Source organism: Campylobacter concisus (genome assembly GCF_003048595.2).
Classification (GTDB): Bacteria; Campylobacterota; Campylobacteria; order Campylobacterales; family Campylobacteraceae; genus Campylobacter_A; species Campylobacter_A concisus_L.
Window position 1 is genome coordinate 237828 of record NZ_CP049270.1, and the last position, 18862, is coordinate 256689.

Genomic DNA, 18862 nt, shown 5'->3' on the forward strand with positions numbered 1-18862 from the left:
GTGTTTGATGAGATAAGATTTAATACAATTGAGCGTTTGCCAAACTACGTTTTTGCCGAAGTAAATGCAATAAAAATGGCTGCACGAAGAGCTGGCGAGGACATCATCGACTTTTCTATGGGTAATCCTGAGGGTAGAACGCCACAGCACATTGTCGATAAACTATGTGAAAGCGCGCAAAAGGACAAGACTCACGGCTACTCAGCCAGTGCTGGAATTTACAAGCTCCGCCTTGCCATTTGCAACTGGTACAAAAGAAAATACGGCGTAAATTTAGACCCAGATACCGAAGCAGTCGCCACGATGGGTAGCAAAGAGGGCTTTGTTCACTTAGCTCAAGCCGTGATAAACCCAGGCGATGTGGCTATCGTGCCTGATCCTGCTTATCCGATACACACGCAAGCGTTTTTATTTGCTGGCGGAAGTGTCGCAAAGATGCCACTTCACTACAATGATAAATTTGAGCTAGATGAGAATAAATTTTTTGAAAATTTGATCCAAACTATACATGCAAGCTCACCAAAGCCAAAATATGTAGTTGTAAATTTCCCTCACAATCCAACGACCGTGACAGTGCAAAAGAGCTTTTACGAGCGCCTTGTAAGCATCGCAAAACAAGAGAGATTTTACGTCATATCTGACATCGCCTACGCTGATCTTACATTTGATGGTTACAAAACGCCAAGTATCTTTGAAGTAGATGGCGCAAAAGATGTCGCAGTCGAGTGCTACACACTTTCAAAAAGCTATAACATGGCTGGCTGGAGAGTTGGCTTTATGTGCGGAAATAAAAGGCTTTGTGCTGCACTTAAAAAGATAAAATCATGGGTTGATTACGGTATGTTTACGCCGATACAGGTGGCTGCCACAGTTGCACTTGATGGCGATCAAAGCTGCGTTGAAGAGATACGCCAAATTTATGAAAAAAGAAGAGATGTGATGATAGAGGCCTTTGCCCAGGCTGGCTGGGAGCTTAAAAAACCAAGCTCTAGTATGTTTATCTGGGCAAAGCTACCATCAAAAGTTAGTCATCTGGGCAGCCTTGAGTTTTCAAAGCAGCTTCTTACAAAAGCATCGGTTGCCGTTAGCCCGGGTATTGGTTTTGGCGAGGGCGGAAACGACTATGTGCGTCTAGCTCTTATCGAAAATGAAAATAGAATAAGACAAGCAGCAAGAAATATAAAAAAATATTTGAAAGAATTTGAATGAATGTAGCGATATTAGGCGTTGGAACCGTCGGTGAGTCAGTTGCTAAAATTTTACTAAAAAATAAAAAGCTAATCGCAGCAAGAAGTGGCGAAGAGATAGTGCCAGTCATCGGAGTGGTTAGAAATTTAAATAAAAAAAGAGATGCTGACATCCCTTTAACTGACGATATAAATAGCGTCATAAACCGCGATGATATCGACGTTTTTGTCGAACTTATGGGTGGTGTGAAAGAGCCTTTTAGAGTTGTGAGTGAAATTTTAAAGCGAAAAAAAGCAGTTGTGACCGCAAACAAAGCACTTCTGGCCTATCATAGATACGCCCTACAAAATTTAGCCAAAAATATACCATTTGGTTTTGAGGCAAGTGTAGCTGGTGGCGTGCCGATCATTAGAGCCTTAAGGGAAGGCTTAAGCGCAAACCATATCGTTAGTATAAATGGCATACTAAACGGAACTAGTAACTTTATCCTAACCTCGATGATGGACGAGGGCTCAAATTTTAAAGACGCACTTAAAAAGGCGCAAGAGCTCGGATACGCTGAGGCTGATCCTACTTTTGACGTGGGAGGCTTTGATACGGCTCATAAGCTACTTATCTTAGCAAGCATCGCATACGGTGTGCATGGCGATCCAGAGGATATTTTGATCGAAGGAATAAAAGGTATTACACCTGAAGATATATTTTTTGCAAAAGATTTTGAATACTCAATAAAACTTCTGGCCATTGCCAAAAAAAGTGAGGGTAAAATCGAGCTACGCGTACATCCAGCACTTGTGCCACAAAATAAAATGATAGCAAAGGCAAGTGGCGTGACAAATGCGATCAGTGTCGTTGGCGAGGTCGTTGGTGAGACGATGTACTATGGACCTGGAGCTGGCGGCGATGCAACGGCAAGCGCGGTGATCAGCGATCTTATCGACATCGCAAGAGATAGCAAATCGCCGATGCTAGGATATAAAGCACCATTTGAATTAAATACGCTTGAGCTACTTGACCGCGATAGGATAAAGACAAAGTATTACTTTAGATTAAAAGTCGAAGATAAAATGGGTGTGCTAGCAAAGATTACAAATTTAATGAGCGAAAATAATTTATCGATTGATAGCATACTTCAAAAACCAAAAGATGAGAGCGAATTTGCGGTATTGTTTTTTACGACACATACGAGTCTTGAGGCTGATGTAAGAAGGACAATTGAAATTTTAAAAGAGCAAGAGTATATAAAAGAAGAGCCATTTATGATGAGGATCGAGGAGTAGCTTGGGGTTAAAAGAGTATCTCTTCGGTAAAAACTCAGAAGATAGGGCGTGTGAATTTTTACAAAAGCTTGGTTTTGTCATTTTAGAGAGAAATTTTTACTCTAAATTTGGCGAGATCGACATTATCGCGTTAAGTAGTGATAAAATTTTACACTTCATAGAGGTAAAAGCAACTAGCGGAGAATATGAAGTAGAATACCGATTAAATAAGACAAAATATATAAAAATTTTAAAAACTATAAATTTTTATATGATGAAAAATGAGTCAAAAAGAGATTTCCAAGTTGATTTGCTCGTCATAAAAAATGAAGATTTAGAACTGATAGAAAATATTAGTTTATAATAAAATTTATTATTTAGATAAAATTTAAATTTAATTTGTATAATTGCCACATTTTAAAAATAAGGAGAAAAAATGGGAAAATACATCGAACTTACAAAAGAAAATTTTGATGTTACAAAAGAAGGAGTTGCTTTAGTAGATTTTTGGGCTCCATGGTGCGGACCTTGCCGTATGCTAGCTCCAGTGATTGAAGAGCTTGCTGAAGACTTTGACGGCAAAGCAAAAATTTGCAAGGTAAACACTGATGAAGTGCAAGATCTTGCAGTTGAGTTTGGCATCAGATCGATCCCAACATTGCTATTTTTCAAAAATGGCGAGCTAGTTGAGCAAATGGTCGGTGCACAGTCAAAACAAGCCCTAACTGACAAACTAAATTCGCTTCTTTAATGAGCGAAAAAAGAAGAGGAAGCCTACTTCCTCTTACCTATATATTTGGTTCATTTTTTGGTGCAGCTATGATAGCAGCTGCATTTGCGTATAGTAACTATCGTTTTTCACAATATAAATTTGTTGATTTTGCGAAGCTGGTTTTCTACGAAAAAAGCGAAATTTTCACTCCAAAAGAGCCAAAATATACGCTTTTAATCTTCAGTTCAAATCAATCAAAATTAGATGAAATTTTAACACCCAAAAATGAAACAGTTGTGGCAATTGATATCTTTCAAAAAAGATATGAGTCAAACTCGACACTAAAGTATATAAGCTCAGATATAAATACAGTCTTGGAGCTGATGCGAAATTTGAGTATCACAAAGCTGCCAAGTAGTGTTGAGATAGTTCATCAAAGGGGCGAAATTTATAAACAAAATTCGTCCATAAATGTTTTAGAATAAAGGAAATTTATGCTTGATTTAGCGATCATCGGAGGCGGTCCGGCAGGACTAAGCGCCGGACTTTACGCCACTAGAGGCGGACTAAAAAATGTTGTAATGTTTGAAAAAGGCGAGCCTGGCGGTCAGATCACCTCTAGCTCAGAGATAGAAAACTACCCAGGCCAAAAAGCCCCTGGCGAGAGTGGCTTTGACTTTATGAGTACTTGGTGGAAGCAGTGTAGCGCATTTGGGCTAGTTCACAAATGGGCAAACGTCATTGGCGTTAGAAAAAATAGCAACGGTAGCTTTGAAATTTTACTTGAAGGCGGCAAAAGCGAGCAGGCAAAGGCTGTCATTGTAGCGACTGGCTCAATCCCAAGACGTGCTGGCTTTAAAGGCGAGGACGAGTTCTTTGGCAAAGGCGTTAGCACATGCGCAACATGCGATGGCTTCTTTTACAAAAACAAAGAGGTAGCCGTTCTTGGCGGTGGCGACACAGCTGTTGAAGAGGCACTTTATCTAGCAAATATCTGCTCAAAAGTTTATCTAGTGCATAGACGTGACGAGTTTAGAGCGGCACCAACTACGGTTGAAAAAGCTAGAAAAAATGAAAAGATTGAATTTATAACAAGTGCAACGATAAAAGAAGCACTTGGCGATAAAATGGGTCTCACAAAGATCGTGCTTGATACCAAAAATGGTGAGCGTGTGCTTGATGTGCCAGGAATTTTTACCTTTGTCGGACTAAATGTAAATAATGAAATTTTAAAAGATGAAAACGGCAAATTTATCTGCGATATGGTCGATGGTGGACAAGTAAAAACAAATCTTAAGATGCAAACCAGCCTGAATGGGCTCTTTGTAGCAGGTGACATCAGAGAGGACGCTCCAAAGCAAGTTATAGTAGCAGCAGGTGATGGCGCAGTGGCTGCACTTAGCGCTATGAGCTACATAGAAAGCTTGCATTAATACTCAAATTTAGCCAATTTTTTGGCTAAATTTCTCTTCTTTTTTTCTATCAAATTTTTGATTTTATACGCATTTTTAAAGCCTATTTGTAATCTATCTATAATAAATTTTATGTTAAATTTCAACCAAAAATCAAAGGATAAATTTTGGTAAAAATAGGCCTTTATGGTGCTAGTGGAAAGATGGCTCAAAGTATCATTTCTTGTTTAAAAGATGAAAAAGATGCCACTTTAAGCATCGCTTTTAGCCAAAAAAATCAGGTTGAAAATTTAAATAGCGAACTTTTAACAAATGACCTTGCTAAATTTTTTGAAGCGTGCGATGTGATAATCGACTTTAGTCAAAAAGAGGCGACCATGGCACTGCTAAACTACGCTAGAACCAATCCAAAACCATTAGTTATCGGTACGACCGGGCTAGATGATGACGAGAAAAATTTGCTCCACCTAGCATCAGGAACTATGCCTATTCTTTACGCAACAAATATGAGTTTGGGTGTGGCTGTACTAAACCGCCTTGCAAGGATTGCTTCAAAAACATTAAGAGAATTTGACATAGAGATCGTAGAGCAACACCACAGGCATAAAAAAGATGCTCCAAGTGGCACTGCGATGACACTTGCAGGAAGTGTAGCTGAGGCAAGAGATTTAAATTTAAAAGATGTTTTAGTAACTGGTAGAGCCGGCATGGTAGGGGCTAGGAGCAAAGACGAGATCGCAGTCATGGCGCTTCGTGGTGGCGATGTAGTCGGTCGCCATACGGTTGGCTTTTATAATGACGGCGAATTTATTGAGCTAAATCACACCGCAACGAGTAGGGCAACCTTTTCAAAAGGCGCGATCAGGGCTGCCATTTGGCTAAAAGATCAAAATAGTGGCCTTTACTCGATAGATGATAGTTTAGGGCTTGATGATTAAATTTGTGCTTGATGATGTAGAGAACTATAAGCTAGAATTTGGTGATAAATTCTACTTGCCGGAGCGTGAAAAGCGTCAAAATTTAAGAACTGGCGATATAGTAAAGCTTATATTTAGATTTGAAGATGATGAATTTGCTCAGGTTGAGCGCATGTGGGTGGTCGTTAGTGAGACAAATAACGGCGAATTTACCGGCATTTTAGACAATGAACCATTTACAAAAGGCTATTTAAATGCTGGCGATGAGATCAAGTTTAACTACAAAAATGTTCTTGAAATTTACAAAGATGATGAAAACTAAAGGAAAAAAATGTGTGCAATAGTTGGTATTATAAATTCTAAAGATGCAGCAAAGACTGCCTATTATGCGTTATTTTCTATGCAGCATCGCGGCCAAGAGGCGAGTGGTATTAGCGTTTGTGATGATGGAGAAATTTCTACTCACAAGGGTAATGGTCTGGTTACAGAGGTCTTTAATGAAGAAATTTTAAGATCACTAAAAGGCGATATGGCTATTGGTCACAACCGATATGCAACTGCTGGTAAAAACTCGGGTCGTGATGCCCAGCCAATAGCCGCTAACTACTCTTTGGGACAAATTTCGATCGTCCATAATGGAAATTTGGTAAATAAAGATGAGGTTAGAGATGAGCTTATTAAAGATGGCGCGATATTTCAGACAAATATGGATACTGAAAATATCATCCATCTAATCGCAAGAAACCATAGCAAACACTTGCAGGACCGTATTATCGCGGCACTTGATAAGATAAAAGGCGCTTATTGTCTGCTTATCCAATCACGCCATAAAACCTTTGCCATAAGAGATCGCTGGGGTGTTAGGCCACTAAGTCTTGGCAAGCTAAAAGATGGTGGATATATCGTAGCTAGCGAGACTTGCGCTTTTGATCTTGTGGAGGCTAGTTTTATAAGAGATATTAGGCCTGGTGAGATGATAGTCTTTGAACATGGAAAAAGTGAGTTTCAAAGCATTCAAATTTATGAGCCAGATCCTAGAATATGCGCATTTGAATATATCTATTTTGCTCGCCCAGATAGCGTGATAGAAGGTAAAAGCGTCTATGAAGTTAGAAAAAAAATGGGTGAAGTACTAGCTAAAAAGAGCAAAATTAAAGCAGATTTCGTCGTACCTGTACCAGATAGCGGAGTACCAGCAGCGCTTGGGTACGCAAATGAGAGCAAAATCCCATTTGAGCTAGCTATCACTAGAAACCACTATGTGGGTAGAACCTTCATCGAGCCAAGCCAAGAGATGAGGAATTTAAAAGTCAAACTAAAACTTAACCCGATGTCATCGGTTCTAAAAGGTAAAAGTATCGTTGTTATCGACGATAGTATCGTTCGCGGTACTACTTCAAAAAAGGTGGTTGATCTTTTAAGACATGCGGGCGCTAAAGAGATTCATTTTAGAGTCGCTTGTCCTGAGCTTAAATACCCTGAGCGATATGGTATCGATACGCCAAGCTTTGAAGAGTTAATAAGCTCTAAAAAAAATGCAGAAGAAGTAAGAGAATATATCGGTGCAGATAGCTTAGAATTTTTAAGCATAGATGAACTTAAAGAAAGTATCGGCAATGAGCGAAAATATTCGCTTGTAAGCTTTGATGGTGACTATTTCATAAAGTGAAAAATTTAGCCATTTTTTTGCTTGTTGCAATATTTTTTAGTGGTTGCTCACAAAAGAGTCCAAGCAAAAAAGATGAAATTTCTATTTACGTAAGCTACTATGAGATAAATGGCACAAAACAGCAGCTACAAATAAAAACCGTTCAAAATTTCGCAGAACAAAATGCTAGTGTGCCATTTTTTGGTGTAGTAAATTTTTTAGCAGAAGATAAAATTTTAAATGCTTATTCGCTTGCAAAGGGTACTATAAACGTACTTGAAGTAAATAACAACTCTATAAATTTAAATAAATCAAGTGATATTCTGGCTTTAAAAAAAACTAATGAGATAAAATTTTATGAGATAAGGCCTGATGTGCTTGAGAGTGTTAAATTTAGCTCACAAAATAGTGTTTGTGGCGATTTTTTGTTACAAAAGTCAGTGCATGTAAATGTAGCAACAAACTACTATTTAAGAGATGATAGTTTTTTTGCAAGCTTAATAGAGGCAAATTTCTTTTATAAAAAAGGTACAAAGATATTAAAAAAAGAGTTTGTTTATAATATAGCTGAGGCTAAAACCCTAAAAGAAGCAAAAGAATTTACGCAAAAGACAAAGCAGCTTTTTTTAAATGACTTACAAAAATTGGGAAGGCTACTTGATATACTTTGTACTTTTTAAATCTTTATCTTAAAAATTAGTGTTCATTGCAGATACTAAAAAGATAAAATTTACTCTAAAATCAAACTAATACTTAATGTTTTATCCTATAAAATTTATAAAAATTTGCTTTAAATTTGATTAGTAGCAATTTAGTTTTGTGATATTCATGCCGTTTTTAAAATAAGGCGGATATGGCATATATACGGTAAATGGTGTGCTTTTTTGCTTTGGTAAATTTTTGGCTACATCAAATTTATATTCAACTGTATTTGGCCTCTCGTCCTTATCTGTGCCAAGAACCCATGAGAAAAATGAAAGCCCACTTGGCTTAAAAAATGCTTCCCCACCAAGGTCATTTTTATTTAGTGGTTGATTGATTAGTTTGACTGTCAGTGTGCAGTTACTAATTGTAAATTTACCGATATTTCTCACTTGCCCTTTAAAAACGATACTCTCATTTCGTAAAATTCGCTCACTTTTTACATTTTCGAGCATGCCTTTTTTTGTATATTTGTCAAGCACTAGCATTAAAAATACTGCAAGTGTAGTTGAGACTAGAATGTTTGTAAAAAATAGTGATAAAAATAACTTTCGCTCAGCTCTAAGCGAGAGAACAAGAAATAAAATAGAAAGCAGAGCAATCGCAAAAAGAACGATAATATGAACGATCGTAAAATATGCTGAACTCATCAAAAACACTCCACTTTTTTAGAAATATTGTAGTCTATAAATGCAAAATCATTGACAAATTCTTTAACCTCTATGCTTTGCTTTGGTAAAAATTCCTCGTTTAAGATGATTCTTTTTCTAGCAAATGGATTAAGTGAGTTAAAAAAGTCTTTCGTATTTTGCCTCGAGCTTAGATAGAAGTCAAGCTCGATTTTACAGATACTAAGTGCATTATTTGAATTATTTGTAATATTAAAATCAACCATTAGCGCATCGACATATTGAAGCTGTTTGGTAGTTATTTTGCTTATGCTAACTGGTCTTAAATTTTCATTTATATATTTGTTCGCGTAGTAATTACCTATAAAAAGTCCAAAAAAATCAGCCAAAATAAATAAAAATCCTATCTGCCACCATGACTTTATCGCTATAAAAATCCCTAAAAGCACAATTAGTATAAATGCTAAAAATATCCAGCCATAGGTTAGAAAATCAATGAGCTTTGCATTTTGCAATACAAAAAGCAAGTTGTGCTTAATGCTATTTAACATCTCGCGATCTTTTCTCTTCAATGCCGCTTATGCCAAAACGCCTTGCAAGTTCGTTTTTTACAGCATCTGGATGGATATTATGGGCCGAAAGTGCTACAAGTGCATGAAAGCAAAGATCGGCTGCTTCATAGATCAGATCATCTTTTGCTTTTTGCTCATCTTGCTTTGAGTTTTCCGCGAAACTAAGATCCTTTGCGGCCATTATAAATTCTCCAGCCTCTTCGCCAACTTTCTTTAAAATTTGATTTTCACCTTTTTTAAAAAGATTTGCTACGTATGAAGTTTCAGGGTTGGCATTTAGCTTTCTATCTTCTATCACATGGTAAAGCTCATCAAGCACACCATAATTTATTTTTTTGACTTCAACTTTTGTATCTAAAATTTTGCCGTCATGCAAATTTATCTCATTAAAAAAGCACGACCTTGCTCCAGTGTGACAAGCAGCGCTTCCGTTTTGAATCACTTTTAAAAGCAAAGTATCGTTGTCGCAGTCTAAAAAAGCAGCCTTTATCTCCTGAGTGTTGCCACTTTCTTCGCCTTTTTTCCAAATTCTATTTTTGGTGCGTGAAAAGTAGTGAGCGTAACGGCTAGATAGACTTAAATTTAATGCTTCTTCGTTCATGTAAGCAAGCATTAAAACTTCATTTGTGGCATGATCGCAAACCACTACTGGAAGTAATCCACCAACCTTTTGCCAGTCTATACTTTTTGTTACGCTATTCATTTTTATCTCTCGCTTACTGAGCTAGCTCTTGCTTTATCTTTTGCATCTAGCCAGATGTTTGGCACAGCTCCACCAGGTGTTAAGAAAATTTTAGCATCTTTGTTTTCTTTTAGAGCCTCGTTAAATTTGTTTTGCGTCTCGATCTGCTTTAAATTTAGTAGATTTTGATCAACGCTTTTTGCAACCTCTTTATTTGCATACGCGGTTGCGTCAGCCTCGATTTTAATGGCATCAGCCTTACCTTTTGCTTCAATGATCGCAGCTTTAGCGGTACCTTCTGCAAGTGCAGCTTGTTTTAAGGCTTCTTGATTTGCTCTTTCTACTTCGTATTTTGTTCTTTCAGCTTCTTGTTTTGCGATTTGGACGCGCTCGATTTGCTCTTTTACCTTTGAAGGCAAGATGATCTCACGAAGTTGCACTGTTAAAAGCTCAACTGGCTTATTTGGCTGAGAGTCGATGTCTTTTCTTATGCCATCATCGATTTGTCTTGCTAGATCGTTTCTCTTTGTTGGAAGCTCTTCTGCTGTATATTTACCAGCGATACTGCGAACTACGTCACGAACGACAGGATCAACTATCTTGCTCTCCCAGCTAAGACCCCAAGAGGCAATAGTTTGAGGGGCATTTTCTGGATTTAAACGGTATTGCACAGTAATATCAATGCTAACTGGTAAATTTCTAGCATCAAGCACTGAAATAGAATTTTTACGTAAAATTCCAGCACCAACACCTTGATATGATTTTTGCATTGATTCGCCCATATCCTCGCCAGAAGTATAGTTTATGATCCTAACTCTGGTGTCCACGATGATGATATCTTGGATAAAAGGTAAAAAGAAGTGAAAGCCTGGTTGTAAAGGATTTGGCTCATATTTACCTGCTGTAGACTTGATGCCAACTTCACCTGAGTGAATCACTTTAAATGGCTGAGTGATAGCAAAAATAGCAATAATTGCAATTACAATGTAGGCAAGTGCTCCAAATTTACCAAATCCACTTGGTAAATTTGGCATTTTAAAGTCCTTTTTGAAAGGCGGCTCTTTGTCGCTATTTTGACTAGAGCCTCTGTTGTCATTACCTGGCTTTTTTTTATTGAAATAATCGTTTAAATCAGCGGGCATTTCGTTCCTTTAAATTTTTAAATATATGTTAAAAATGATTCATATTTTTTATTTAGTCCATAAACTACGTCAAAATAAGCTTTTTGTAGTCTCTTTGTCACTTCGCCTCTAGCTCCGTTGCCGATAATGCGGTTATCTATGCTATTTATCGGTGTTACTTCAGCTGCAGTGCCAGTAAAAAATGCCTCGTCAGCTGTGTATGCCTGATCTCTTGTGATGCGCTCTCTTCTTACTTCGATGTCAAGATCGTGAGCTAGTCTTATGACTGTATCTTGAGTGATGCTAAGTAGGCTGTTGTCGTTTGGTGGAGTGATTAAAACGCCGTTTTCAACGATAAAGAAGCACTCGCCTGGACCTTCAGCCACAAAGCCCTCGCTATCAAGAAGTAGTGCCTCGTCGTATCCAGCCTCTTTTGCCTCGTAGTTTGCCATTTGTGAGCTTAGGTAGTTTGAGCTAGCTTTTGCTCTATTCATTTGGGCAGCAGGTGCAAGTTTGGCAAAGCTTGAAATTTTAACTCTGATACCTTTTTCTAGGCCTTCATCGCCAAGATAAGCACCCCATTCCCATGAGGCGATAGCGGTTTGCACTGGTGCTTTTGTGTGAGCTACGCCCATTACGCCGTATCCTAAAAATATAAGTGGGCGGATATAAACATTGCCGTCATATTTGTTTGCGCGAAGAAGCTCTATTTGCGCTTTTTCAAGCTCTTCCTCAGTGTAAGGTACATTTAAAACAGTCATTTTTGCTGATCTTAAAAGCCTTTTTGTGTGATCTTGGAGTCTAAAAATAGCTAGACCTTTTTTTGTTTTATAAGCTCTTGTGCCCTCAAATACGGCATTAGCGTAGTGCAAAGAGTGAGTCAGAACGTGTACTTTTGCATCGTCCCATTTAACTAATTTTCCATCCATCCAGATAAATTCTGAAGCATTCATTGTTAAACCTTTCTTTTTTCTTAGAAATTTTGGTCTGAGTTTATCTAAAATTGCTTTAAATTTACATTTCTAAGACCAAAATTTGCAGATATTACCCGCCAAAACTACTTATCTAAAAGCTCTTGTATGATCTTTGCCATCTCATCTATTGATGAAGCTGCGTTTAAATTTATTAAGTATTTGCCGCTTACTACAAAAGCTGGCACACCGCTGATACTTGCAACATCATAAGAGGCGAACCATGCGTCTAAAAGCTCTTTTGCTCTTTCGCTATTTAGTGCTTTTTCGTAGTCGTCCTTGCTCACGTGAGCTGCTTTAAGGGCTAAATTTATAAATTTCTCTTTGTCTTTGCCATCACTAAAATCATCTTTTTCATCATGTCTTGCTTTATAGATCGCAAATTTTGCTTGCTTAAATTTTGACTCATCGCTTAGTAGATCAGTGCCATTTGCCTCATCTATCGATATAAGAGCGGCGAAAATTTTACTTGTTGTCTCGCCAAGCTTGCCTTTAGTGCTTAGGTGATATGGGATAAATTTAACCCCATCAAGCTTTGACATCAGCTTTCTTGTGATCGTTCGGTCAAATTTATAGCAGTGTGGGCAGTCGTAGCTAAAGACCTTAACTACCGAGTTTTTAGGCACATTAAGCGATTTTGCTAGAGTTTGATACTCCACACCTTCAGTTAGTGCTGATAAATTTAGCGCAAAAAACGCACTTAAAATTAGCATTTTTATAAGCTTCATCTTTGCTCCTTATTATTTTGTTATTTACCATTGCGGCTTTACATTTTTGATATTTTCGTAGTCAGTACCATTTACTAGGCGCTTTCTACTTACATTAAATTCACCACTTATTAAGCTTCTTGAGGCATTATATTCAAGTGGTTTTGTACCTACGATGTCAGCAAAAGTATTAATGATGTCATCGCTCATAAATTTATAATCTTTTGCCACTTCTAGTTTTTGCCAAATTTGTGGATATTTTGCTTTAAATTTATCAGTGCCTATAAAAATGAGCGGAATTTCTAAAACAAAGCGGTTTGTCATGCCATGGCCTCTTATGCTATCTATCTCAAAAAGAGCCTCACCATGGTCTGAGAGATAGACTATCAAAGCCTCATCGTCTTTGAAAATTTTATAAATTTCATTTATCACGTAGTCATTATAAAGTACGCTATTTAGATACCAAGCAAAGCTCTCTTTTTGTCCAGGATTCATTTTATTTTGTAGATCATTAGCTGTAAATTTTGCAAAATCTTTTGGATACCTTAGGTTGTATTTAAAGTGGTTTCCCATTAGGTGAATGATATAAAAATTTGACTCTCCAAGGCTTTGTTTTATCTTTGAAATTCCTGGCAAAAGTATACCATCTGTTTCTCTGCCGGCATAATTTGTAGCTGATGCAAATTTTTGTGTAAAAAATGTGATATCACTTCTATCTGCAACACTTTTTTGTGTTGTGGAGTATCCGCCGATATTGCTTTGATTGCTTATCCATGCTGTTTTGTATCCTACTAGACTAAACATATCAACGATGTTTAAACTCTTGCTCCAAGGCTCTTTGCTTTCATAGTTTGAGAAATTCAAAACCTTTGAAAGAGAACCATTTGTATATGTATCAGGAGCGGTAGTATCTGTATAGACTATAGCATTGCTACTTTGCTTTAAAGCCATTAAATTTGGTGTAGTTGGCAAGCCAAATCCATAAACGCTCATCTCGTTTCTTTGCAAGCTTTCACCGATCACAAAGACTACATTTGCTACTTTTTGCTCAGCTTTTATGTTTTGATTTGCTGCTTTAGATACGTCATAGTCTTTTAAAATTTGTTTATTGCTAGCTAAAAAATTATCATCTAAAAGATACTTTTTTAAAACAAAAGCGTAGTTTATCAGGATGTGTTCTGAGAGCTTGCTTATAGCTCTATCAGTTTTATTAGACGATATTCTCATTGCTGATTTTGTAAAAAATACAGCTGCAAAGGCTATATAAATTACCGAAAGGACAATGATGGTTTTTCGGCTAAATTCTTTTGTGCTAGATCTTTTATATCTTGTCATAAAATAAAAGATGATGCATAAAAGTATAGCAACTACTAGATATTTAGCTTCAAAAAATGTCTGAAAAAACTCACCGGCTTCATCCGGATTTGTGTGTAGTACACTATCTATTATTGCTATATTTATATCTGTTTTTAAACTAGTTAGTGTAAAAAAGTTTATAAAACATAGCACCAAAATAATAAGTGCATAAAATAAATAAACTCCTTTAAAAAGCCTACGACTTAGCAAATAAAGAACGTGTGTGATAACTAAATTTAATAAAAATATAGTAGTAAGGCTTCTAGCCATATGCATAAGAGCTATGCGGTCAGTTCCTTCAAAAAAGTAAATTTTATAGATATTTGCGATAAACATTACAAGCGTCGTAATCACAAATATATTTATAAATGGACTTTTTATAAGTGTGTTAAAAAATTTAGTCATTTTTTACCTTACTTCACCAGATCAGCTAGCACTTTTGCGGCATGGTCTTTAGCTTTTACGCTTTTGTAAATTTTTACTATTTTGCCGTCTTTGCCGATCACAAATGTACTTCTAGTGATGCCAAGATACTCTTTGCCGTAGTTTTTCTTAACTTGCCAAACGCCATAAAGCTTTGAAATTTCTTTATTCTCATCGCTTAATAGAATGTGCTTTAAATTTTGCTTTGCGATAAAGCCAACGTGTGACTTCACACTATCTGGGCTAACGCCGATGATAACAGTGTCATTTTTGATAAACTGATCGTAGTTCGCGCTAAATTCGCAAGCCTCAGTCGTGCAGCCTGGAGTGTTGTCTTTTGGATAAAAATAAAGCACTACATTTTTACCCACAAAGTCCTTTAGTGCGACCTTTACGCCGTCTTGATTTAGCGCCTCAAACTCTGGTGCTTTATCGCCAACTTCAAGCGTTATTTTTCGTTCAATATCTGCTTTGCTAAATTCGCTCATTTTATCCCCTTTCTCTTATCTTCTACGCTCTCGCCGCCTACACCGATGTTGTTAGCGTCGTGAGTTTCTATGAAAATCATAACTGCTTCTTTTTTCTTGCCAAGCACTCTTACAAGCGTCTCAGTCACCTCTTTAAAAACTTGATCTTTTTGTTCTTTTGTCGGCTCTGGGCCTGCTATTTTGATATTAACATAAGGCATTTTTGCTCCTTTTTAAGATGCAAAATATTAGCCAAAATGAGTGAAATTTCAGATTAAAGCCTTTATTTAAGAATTTGGCATTAAAATACAAAAACTTGTTACTAGGAGCGAAAAATGGACTACAACAAACATAACAAAGGCTTTGTTTGCTTTATGTATAGCTTTGGACGAAACAGAGCGGTTTATGCTGTTTTGATGGTTTTAGTCATATTTTTGCTTGGTTTTTTGACATTTGGCTCAAGTGCTCAAGCTGACGTTTCAAATTTACAAATAGCCCTTGGCATCATACTTTGTGGTCTTTTACTGATCCTTGTAAATCCTAAAATTTTCATCATCAAGCTAATTGGCTACTTAATCGCTTTAGCTGGCGTTATGATCGCCCTTCACAACGCAAATTTGCTCGGAGCTGATTTTAATTTATATTTTTACGCAAGCCTTATTTTTGGGGCATTTATGATGCTTATGCTTCTTAGCTGGTTTGTCTATAATGCAAGAAGCAGCGAAATAAATGAAATTTAGTTCGCCACTCCCATTAGCACGCTTGTGTAGGTGTTTTGCTTAGGCTCTGAGCTTGTTGCATCGTTTATATTTATGCGGCCAGCCTCAAGCCCAGCTTTTATAAGCGCCTCTTTTACCGCATTTGCACGCTCATTTGCAAGCTCTACTAGCTTTGCTTTATCGACTTCGATGCCCTTTAGCGCCTCTTCTCTTAAGGCTTTATCGCTTTTATCTTTAGCATTTGGAACGAGAGAATTTAGCACAGTGATATAATCTTTGCCACTTGAGGCAATTATTTGATTTATCTTTTGATCAAGCTTTTTTTCTTTAAAGTAGAGCACATCTATTTCAGAGTAAGTAGGTGTGATGCTAAGTTTCATCATAGGCTTTGCAGTAGTTAATTTTATAAAATCAGCTATTTTTGGTGCTTCTGAGCTTATCAGCTCGCTACTTCCAGCAAGAAAATCAATAGAGCTAAGATCCTTGCTACCAAGTCCTAGAGCATTACCCAAAAATCTAAATGGAGCTAACGTGATGTCTGCAAAGAGCTTTTTAACAGCAGCCCAAATGACACCGCCATATTTAAAGTCAGGATCGTCTAAATTTCCTTCAACTGGAAGGTCGATATTTATTTGATTATTTTGATCGCTTAATATCGATATAGCAAGCGAAAGTGGCAAATTTACAGCATCTTTTGAATCAACCTTTTCTCCAAGTGTGAGTGCGTCAAAATTTATAAGATTTGAGCCGTTTAGTTTTGAATCAACAACGCTATAATTTAGATTTAAATTTAACTTACCTTTTTTTATTTTATAGCCCAAAAATTGCCCGCTGTATGGTGTTATGTCGATTAGATCGATGTCTTTAAAATCAAGCTTAATATTGGTATTTTGCTTTAATTCAAAAGGAAATAATTTTGCTGTAATCTGAGAAAAGCCATTTTTGCCAACTGTGCCTTTAAACTCGCCCGAACTTGGACGTTTTTTATCGATGTCAGTTAGCTTGCCGTTTAGATTTGAAATTTTTGTAGCAAATGGCATAAATAGTGATGCATCTGAAAAATCAACCTCGCCGTTGTTAAGTGAGAAATTTTTGATACTAAAATTTAGCTCGTCATCTTTTTTACTAGCTATCTTTTTGCTCTCAGCTTTTTGCTCATTTTGGGCTTTGTTTTTATCTTCTTTTACGATTTTGCTTAGATTAAATTCGCGCTCTTTGCTTAGATGAGCCTTGATAAATGGCGAATTTAGAGCAACTCCAGTAATTTCAAGATTATTTTTAAAAAGTGAAATTTTATCTACATCTAAACTTTTAAATGCGATTAGCTTTTCTTTATTTTTATCATCTAATCTAATATCTTTTACGCTAAGCTTCGCATCCGCTTTTATATCTTTTGCATAGTGAAGTTCGGCATTTGCGCTCATCTCTCCACTTGAAAGGTCTGCCTCTAAAAATGGCTTTGCGTAGGCAAAATATTTTGGCAAATTTTTATCTTCAAGTTTTATTTTAGCAGTTATATCAAGTGGTTCAAGTTTGATCTTTGAAGTTAGGTCTAAATTTAGCTTTTGCGAGCTTTTCATATCCACTTTTGCGTCAAATGGCTTACTAAAATCACTACTTAAATTTGCTACTTTTACAAAAAGATTATCAAATTTATGAGCGATCTTCTCGCCTTCAAAAAGATGCGTCAAAGCGATACTAGCATTATTTACATTGATATTTTTTATGTCAAATTTAAACTCATTTTCTTTACTTTTTGAAGCTGGTGTATTCTCTTTTTTGATTTTATTGCGATGATTGGCTGTTTTTGCCGGCTCTTTCTCACCAAGTCCAAGCTGGTTTATCGCGCTTAAGCCGCTATCATTTAACTCTGAGTTAAATTTTGGTCTATTTATATCGATATTCTCAGCACTTAAAGCCATATTTAAAATATCAAATTTGATCGTTTTTGTAAGCACATTAGCGATACCTAAAATCTCTTTATTTTTTGCCTTTAAATTTATACCATTTACATTAATCTCATTAAGAGTTGCAAGGCTTTTATTGGCATCTTGAGCGAAGCTAATGTTTGAGATTTTAGCCCCTGCCACATTTGCATTCGCATTTTTACTAAGCGGGGCATTGATGCCATCAAACGTTATTTTTTCAAGTGTGAGAGCTGTTTTGTTATTTGCTAAATTTGCATTTAAATTTGAGGCATTTATATCTTTTAGATTTACTAAATTTTTACTGGTTTCGTCTATTTTTAGGGCGTTTGCATTTATACTATTTAGCGCAGCTGTCGCATTTAGCTCACTTTTTTCATTTAAATTTGCTAAAAACGAAATATTGCTTAAATTTAGTGATTTTAAGCTTGCTGTTATTGCATTTTTAAATGACACATCGCTTAAATGTATGGCATTTAACTCTAATTTAGCATCTATCTTGTCTGCTATTTTACTTGATAGATCAAATTTTGGAAGCTCTAGCTCACCAAGGCTTAGTTCGTTTTTGTCCTCATCTATGTTTAGTGATTTTACATTTAAAAAGCTATCCTTTAAATTTATATTTGTAGCGTTTTCATCGGCAATTAAAGCGTAATTTATTCCTAAATTTATGACCGCATTTTTAAGATTTAGTGTGTCGTTATCGATAAAGCTAATCGCGACTGGGTCGATACTAAAATCCTTTATGCTGATATTGCCCTCAATTTTTAGTGGATTTAGCTTGATATCGCCATTTAGATCTATCTTGTGAGCTAGAGTCGAGTTTGAGTCAAAAATATGGCTGCCTGCACTATTTTTCTTTGTATTTAGCGAGCTTAGCTCGTAGTTTATATCATCGAAATTTACGTTAAATGGTTTTGTTAAATTTTGATCGCTATATGAAAATATGCCTTTGATGATTTTTGCGTTATTTAGGGCAAAATTTATAGAGCTAGTGCTGTTATCTTCGGTAGTTGCGTTATCGTCGCTTATAAAATTACTAAAGTTAAATTTTGAATTTTTATATCGTAAAATTTTGACATTTGGCTCTTGAAGCCTAAAAATATCAACTTCAACTAATTTTTTAAAGATAGAAAATGGCTTTAGCTTGATGTCGATTTGCTTTGTGCTAAAAAGTGGCGAAGTAGTGTTTAGCTCAGCATTTGTGGCATTAAACTCAAAGGTAAATGGATTAAATTTAGCGCTCTCTACAAAAAGCGTTGCGTTGTAGTCTTTTAGATATTTTGGAGCGATATTTTTAATGCCATAAGGTACTCCAAAAAATCCAAGAATAGTATAAATAACTAAAAGTGAAACTACGCAGATGGCTGAAATAAGTGCTGTTTTTTTATTTTTATTCATTGTAAAATTTGCCTTGTTGTTATCTAAAATAGGGAGAGATTTTACTTCAAA

Annotated in this window: 22 protein-coding genes; 11 read left to right on the forward strand and 11 right to left on the reverse strand. The window is 36.3% G+C overall.

The window, feature by feature from the left end:
- From CVT15_RS01150 to CVT15_RS01175, 6 genes are all read left to right on the forward strand, one after another.
- Entirely contained in the window at positions 1 to 1209 is a 1209-nt protein-coding gene (locus tag CVT15_RS01150) for an LL-diaminopimelate aminotransferase (protein ID WP_103577344.1), read from the forward strand.
- Entirely contained in the window at positions 1206 to 2468 is a 1263-nt protein-coding gene (locus tag CVT15_RS01155; protein ID WP_103577343.1) for a homoserine dehydrogenase, read from the forward strand. The genes CVT15_RS01150 and CVT15_RS01155 overlap by 4 nt, the downstream gene beginning before the upstream one ends.
- Before the next feature lies 1 nt (position 2469).
- Positions 2470 to 2811: a YraN family protein gene (locus tag CVT15_RS01160; RefSeq protein ID WP_103577342.1), complete on the forward strand. Its 342-nt coding sequence runs from the start codon at positions 2470 to 2472 to the stop codon at positions 2809 to 2811.
- 72 nt (positions 2812 to 2883) lie between these two features.
- Entirely contained in the window at positions 2884 to 3198 is a 315-nt protein-coding gene (gene trxA / locus CVT15_RS01165) for a thioredoxin (protein WP_012001054.1), read from the forward strand.
- Complete coding sequence (locus CVT15_RS01170) at positions 3198 to 3644, forward strand: hypothetical protein (protein ID WP_103577341.1); 447 nt, start codon at positions 3198 to 3200, stop codon at positions 3642 to 3644. Before trxA ends, CVT15_RS01170 begins: the two co-directional genes overlap by 1 nt.
- Before the next feature lie 9 nt (positions 3645 to 3653).
- The gene (locus CVT15_RS01175; protein WP_103577340.1) at positions 3654 to 4592 is read left to right on the forward strand and encodes an NAD(P)/FAD-dependent oxidoreductase; all 939 of its coding nucleotides are present in this window, start codon (positions 3654 to 3656) and stop codon (positions 4590 to 4592) included.
- Here CVT15_RS01175 and CVT15_RS10135 read toward each other — a convergent pair.
- On the reverse strand, positions 4589 to 4717 hold the full coding sequence (locus CVT15_RS10135) for a hypothetical protein (protein ID WP_269059539.1): 129 nt from the start codon (positions 4715 to 4717) through the stop codon (positions 4589 to 4591). The genes CVT15_RS01175 and CVT15_RS10135 overlap by 4 nt on opposite strands.
- 21 nt (positions 4718 to 4738) lie before the next feature.
- On the opposite strand from CVT15_RS10135, the gene dapB reads away from it, so the two are divergent.
- From dapB to CVT15_RS01195, 4 genes are read left to right on the forward strand one after another with little or no spacing between them, the layout of a single operon-like run.
- Entirely contained in the window at positions 4739 to 5509 is a 771-nt protein-coding gene (dapB, locus tag CVT15_RS01180; protein ID WP_103577338.1) for a 4-hydroxy-tetrahydrodipicolinate reductase, read from the forward strand.
- Positions 5502 to 5810, forward strand: a complete 309-nt coding sequence (locus tag CVT15_RS01185; protein WP_087576539.1) for a DUF2314 domain-containing protein — start codon at positions 5502 to 5504, stop codon at positions 5808 to 5810. The genes dapB and CVT15_RS01185 overlap by 8 nt, the downstream gene beginning before the upstream one ends.
- Before the next feature lie 9 nt (positions 5811 to 5819).
- Positions 5820 to 7157: an amidophosphoribosyltransferase gene (gene purF / locus CVT15_RS01190; RefSeq protein WP_103577337.1), complete on the forward strand. Its 1338-nt coding sequence runs from the start codon at positions 5820 to 5822 to the stop codon at positions 7155 to 7157.
- 17 nt (positions 7158 to 7174) lie between these two features.
- Entirely contained in the window at positions 7175 to 7816 is a 642-nt protein-coding gene (locus CVT15_RS01195) for a hypothetical protein (RefSeq protein WP_196088051.1), read from the forward strand.
- A gap of 120 nt (positions 7817 to 7936) precedes the next feature.
- Here the strand turns inward: CVT15_RS01195 and CVT15_RS01200 are convergent, their stop codons facing one another.
- From CVT15_RS01200 to CVT15_RS01240, 9 genes are all read right to left on the reverse strand, one after another.
- Positions 7937 to 8488, reverse strand: a complete 552-nt coding sequence (locus CVT15_RS01200; RefSeq protein WP_021090969.1) for a DUF2393 family protein — start codon at positions 8486 to 8488, stop codon at positions 7937 to 7939.
- The gene (locus CVT15_RS01205; protein ID WP_103577335.1) at positions 8488 to 9018 is read right to left on the reverse strand and encodes a DUF2393 family protein; all 531 of its coding nucleotides are present in this window, start codon (positions 9016 to 9018) and stop codon (positions 8488 to 8490) included. The genes CVT15_RS01200 and CVT15_RS01205 overlap by 1 nt, the downstream gene beginning before the upstream one ends.
- A complete protein-coding gene (gene hisIE / locus CVT15_RS01210; protein ID WP_103577334.1) occupies positions 9008 to 9742 on the reverse strand; it encodes a bifunctional phosphoribosyl-AMP cyclohydrolase/phosphoribosyl-ATP diphosphatase HisIE in 735 nt (244 codons plus the stop codon). The genes CVT15_RS01205 and hisIE overlap by 11 nt, the downstream gene beginning before the upstream one ends.
- A gap of 2 nt (positions 9743 to 9744) precedes the next feature.
- Positions 9745 to 10863: a prohibitin family protein gene (locus tag CVT15_RS01215; protein WP_021090685.1), complete on the reverse strand. Its 1119-nt coding sequence runs from the start codon at positions 10861 to 10863 to the stop codon at positions 9745 to 9747.
- 17 nt (positions 10864 to 10880) lie between these two features.
- Positions 10881 to 11795, reverse strand: coding sequence for a branched-chain amino acid transaminase (locus CVT15_RS01220; RefSeq protein ID WP_021090882.1), 915 nt, complete (start codon positions 11793 to 11795; stop codon positions 10881 to 10883).
- A gap of 104 nt (positions 11796 to 11899) precedes the next feature.
- Positions 11900 to 12541 carry a thiol:disulfide interchange protein DsbA/DsbL gene (locus CVT15_RS01225; protein WP_103577332.1) on the reverse strand — a complete coding sequence of 214 codons (642 nt, stop codon included), beginning with the start codon at positions 12539 to 12541 and terminating at the stop codon, positions 11900 to 11902.
- A 24-nt stretch (positions 12542 to 12565) separates the two neighbouring features.
- On the reverse strand, positions 12566 to 14281 hold the full coding sequence (locus tag CVT15_RS01230) for a phosphoethanolamine transferase (protein WP_087586831.1): 1716 nt from the start codon (positions 14279 to 14281) through the stop codon (positions 12566 to 12568).
- 8 nt (positions 14282 to 14289) lie between these two features.
- Positions 14290 to 14787: a thioredoxin-dependent thiol peroxidase gene (gene bcp / locus CVT15_RS01235; RefSeq protein WP_103577331.1), complete on the reverse strand. Its 498-nt coding sequence runs from the start codon at positions 14785 to 14787 to the stop codon at positions 14290 to 14292.
- Positions 14784 to 14987, reverse strand: coding sequence for a tautomerase family protein (locus tag CVT15_RS01240; protein ID WP_103577330.1), 204 nt, complete (start codon positions 14985 to 14987; stop codon positions 14784 to 14786). The genes bcp and CVT15_RS01240 overlap by 4 nt, the downstream gene beginning before the upstream one ends.
- Before the next feature lie 114 nt (positions 14988 to 15101).
- Between CVT15_RS01240 and CVT15_RS01245 the strand changes: the two genes are divergently transcribed.
- The gene (locus CVT15_RS01245) at positions 15102 to 15506 is read left to right on the forward strand and encodes a hypothetical protein (RefSeq protein ID WP_103577329.1); all 405 of its coding nucleotides are present in this window, start codon (positions 15102 to 15104) and stop codon (positions 15504 to 15506) included.
- Here the strand turns inward: CVT15_RS01245 and CVT15_RS01250 are convergent.
- Positions 15503 to 18811, reverse strand: a complete 3309-nt coding sequence (locus tag CVT15_RS01250) for a DUF748 domain-containing protein (RefSeq protein ID WP_107898102.1) — start codon at positions 18809 to 18811, stop codon at positions 15503 to 15505. The two genes, CVT15_RS01245 and CVT15_RS01250, sit on opposite strands and share 4 nt — an antisense overlap.
- Positions 18812 to 18862 lie beyond the last annotated feature (51 nt).

Bases quoted from the DNA above. Each gene is read 5' to 3' on its own strand.
- CVT15_RS01175 (WP_103577340.1), top strand. From the start codon at position 3,654: ATGCTTGATTTAGCGATCATCGGAGGCGGTCCGGCAGGACTAAGCGCC.
- CVT15_RS01245 (WP_103577329.1), top strand. From the start codon at position 15,102: ATGGACTACAACAAACATAACAAAGGCTTTGTTTGCTTTATGTATAGC.
- CVT15_RS01240 (WP_103577330.1), bottom strand. From the start codon at position 14,987: ATGCCTTATGTTAATATCAAAATAGCAGGCCCAGAGCCGACAAAAGAA.
- trxA (WP_012001054.1), top strand. From the start codon at position 2,884: ATGGGAAAATACATCGAACTTACAAAAGAAAATTTTGATGTTACAAAA.
- CVT15_RS01230 (WP_087586831.1), bottom strand. From the start codon at position 14,281: ATGACTAAATTTTTTAACACACTTATAAAAAGTCCATTTATAAATATA.
- CVT15_RS01215 (WP_021090685.1), bottom strand. From the start codon at position 10,863: ATGCCCGCTGATTTAAACGATTATTTCAATAAAAAAAAGCCAGGTAAT.
- CVT15_RS01200 (WP_021090969.1), bottom strand. From the start codon at position 8,488: ATGAGTTCAGCATATTTTACGATCGTTCATATTATCGTTCTTTTTGCG.
- CVT15_RS01250 (WP_107898102.1), bottom strand. From the start codon at position 18,811: ATGAATAAAAATAAAAAAACAGCACTTATTTCAGCCATCTGCGTAGTT.
- CVT15_RS01155 (WP_103577343.1), top strand. From the start codon at position 1,206: ATGAATGTAGCGATATTAGGCGTTGGAACCGTCGGTGAGTCAGTTGCT.
- bcp (WP_103577331.1), bottom strand. From the start codon at position 14,787: ATGAGCGAATTTAGCAAAGCAGATATTGAACGAAAAATAACGCTTGAA.
- CVT15_RS01220 (WP_021090882.1), bottom strand. From the start codon at position 11,795: ATGAATGCTTCAGAATTTATCTGGATGGATGGAAAATTAGTTAAATGG.
- CVT15_RS01185 (WP_087576539.1), top strand. From the start codon at position 5,502: ATGATTAAATTTGTGCTTGATGATGTAGAGAACTATAAGCTAGAATTT.
- CVT15_RS01205 (WP_103577335.1), bottom strand. From the start codon at position 9,018: ATGTTAAATAGCATTAAGCACAACTTGCTTTTTGTATTGCAAAATGCA.
- purF (WP_103577337.1), top strand. From the start codon at position 5,820: ATGTGTGCAATAGTTGGTATTATAAATTCTAAAGATGCAGCAAAGACT.
- CVT15_RS01170 (WP_103577341.1), top strand. From the start codon at position 3,198: ATGAGCGAAAAAAGAAGAGGAAGCCTACTTCCTCTTACCTATATATTT.
- CVT15_RS01225 (WP_103577332.1), bottom strand. From the start codon at position 12,541: ATGAAGCTTATAAAAATGCTAATTTTAAGTGCGTTTTTTGCGCTAAAT.
- hisIE (WP_103577334.1), bottom strand. From the start codon at position 9,742: ATGAATAGCGTAACAAAAAGTATAGACTGGCAAAAGGTTGGTGGATTA.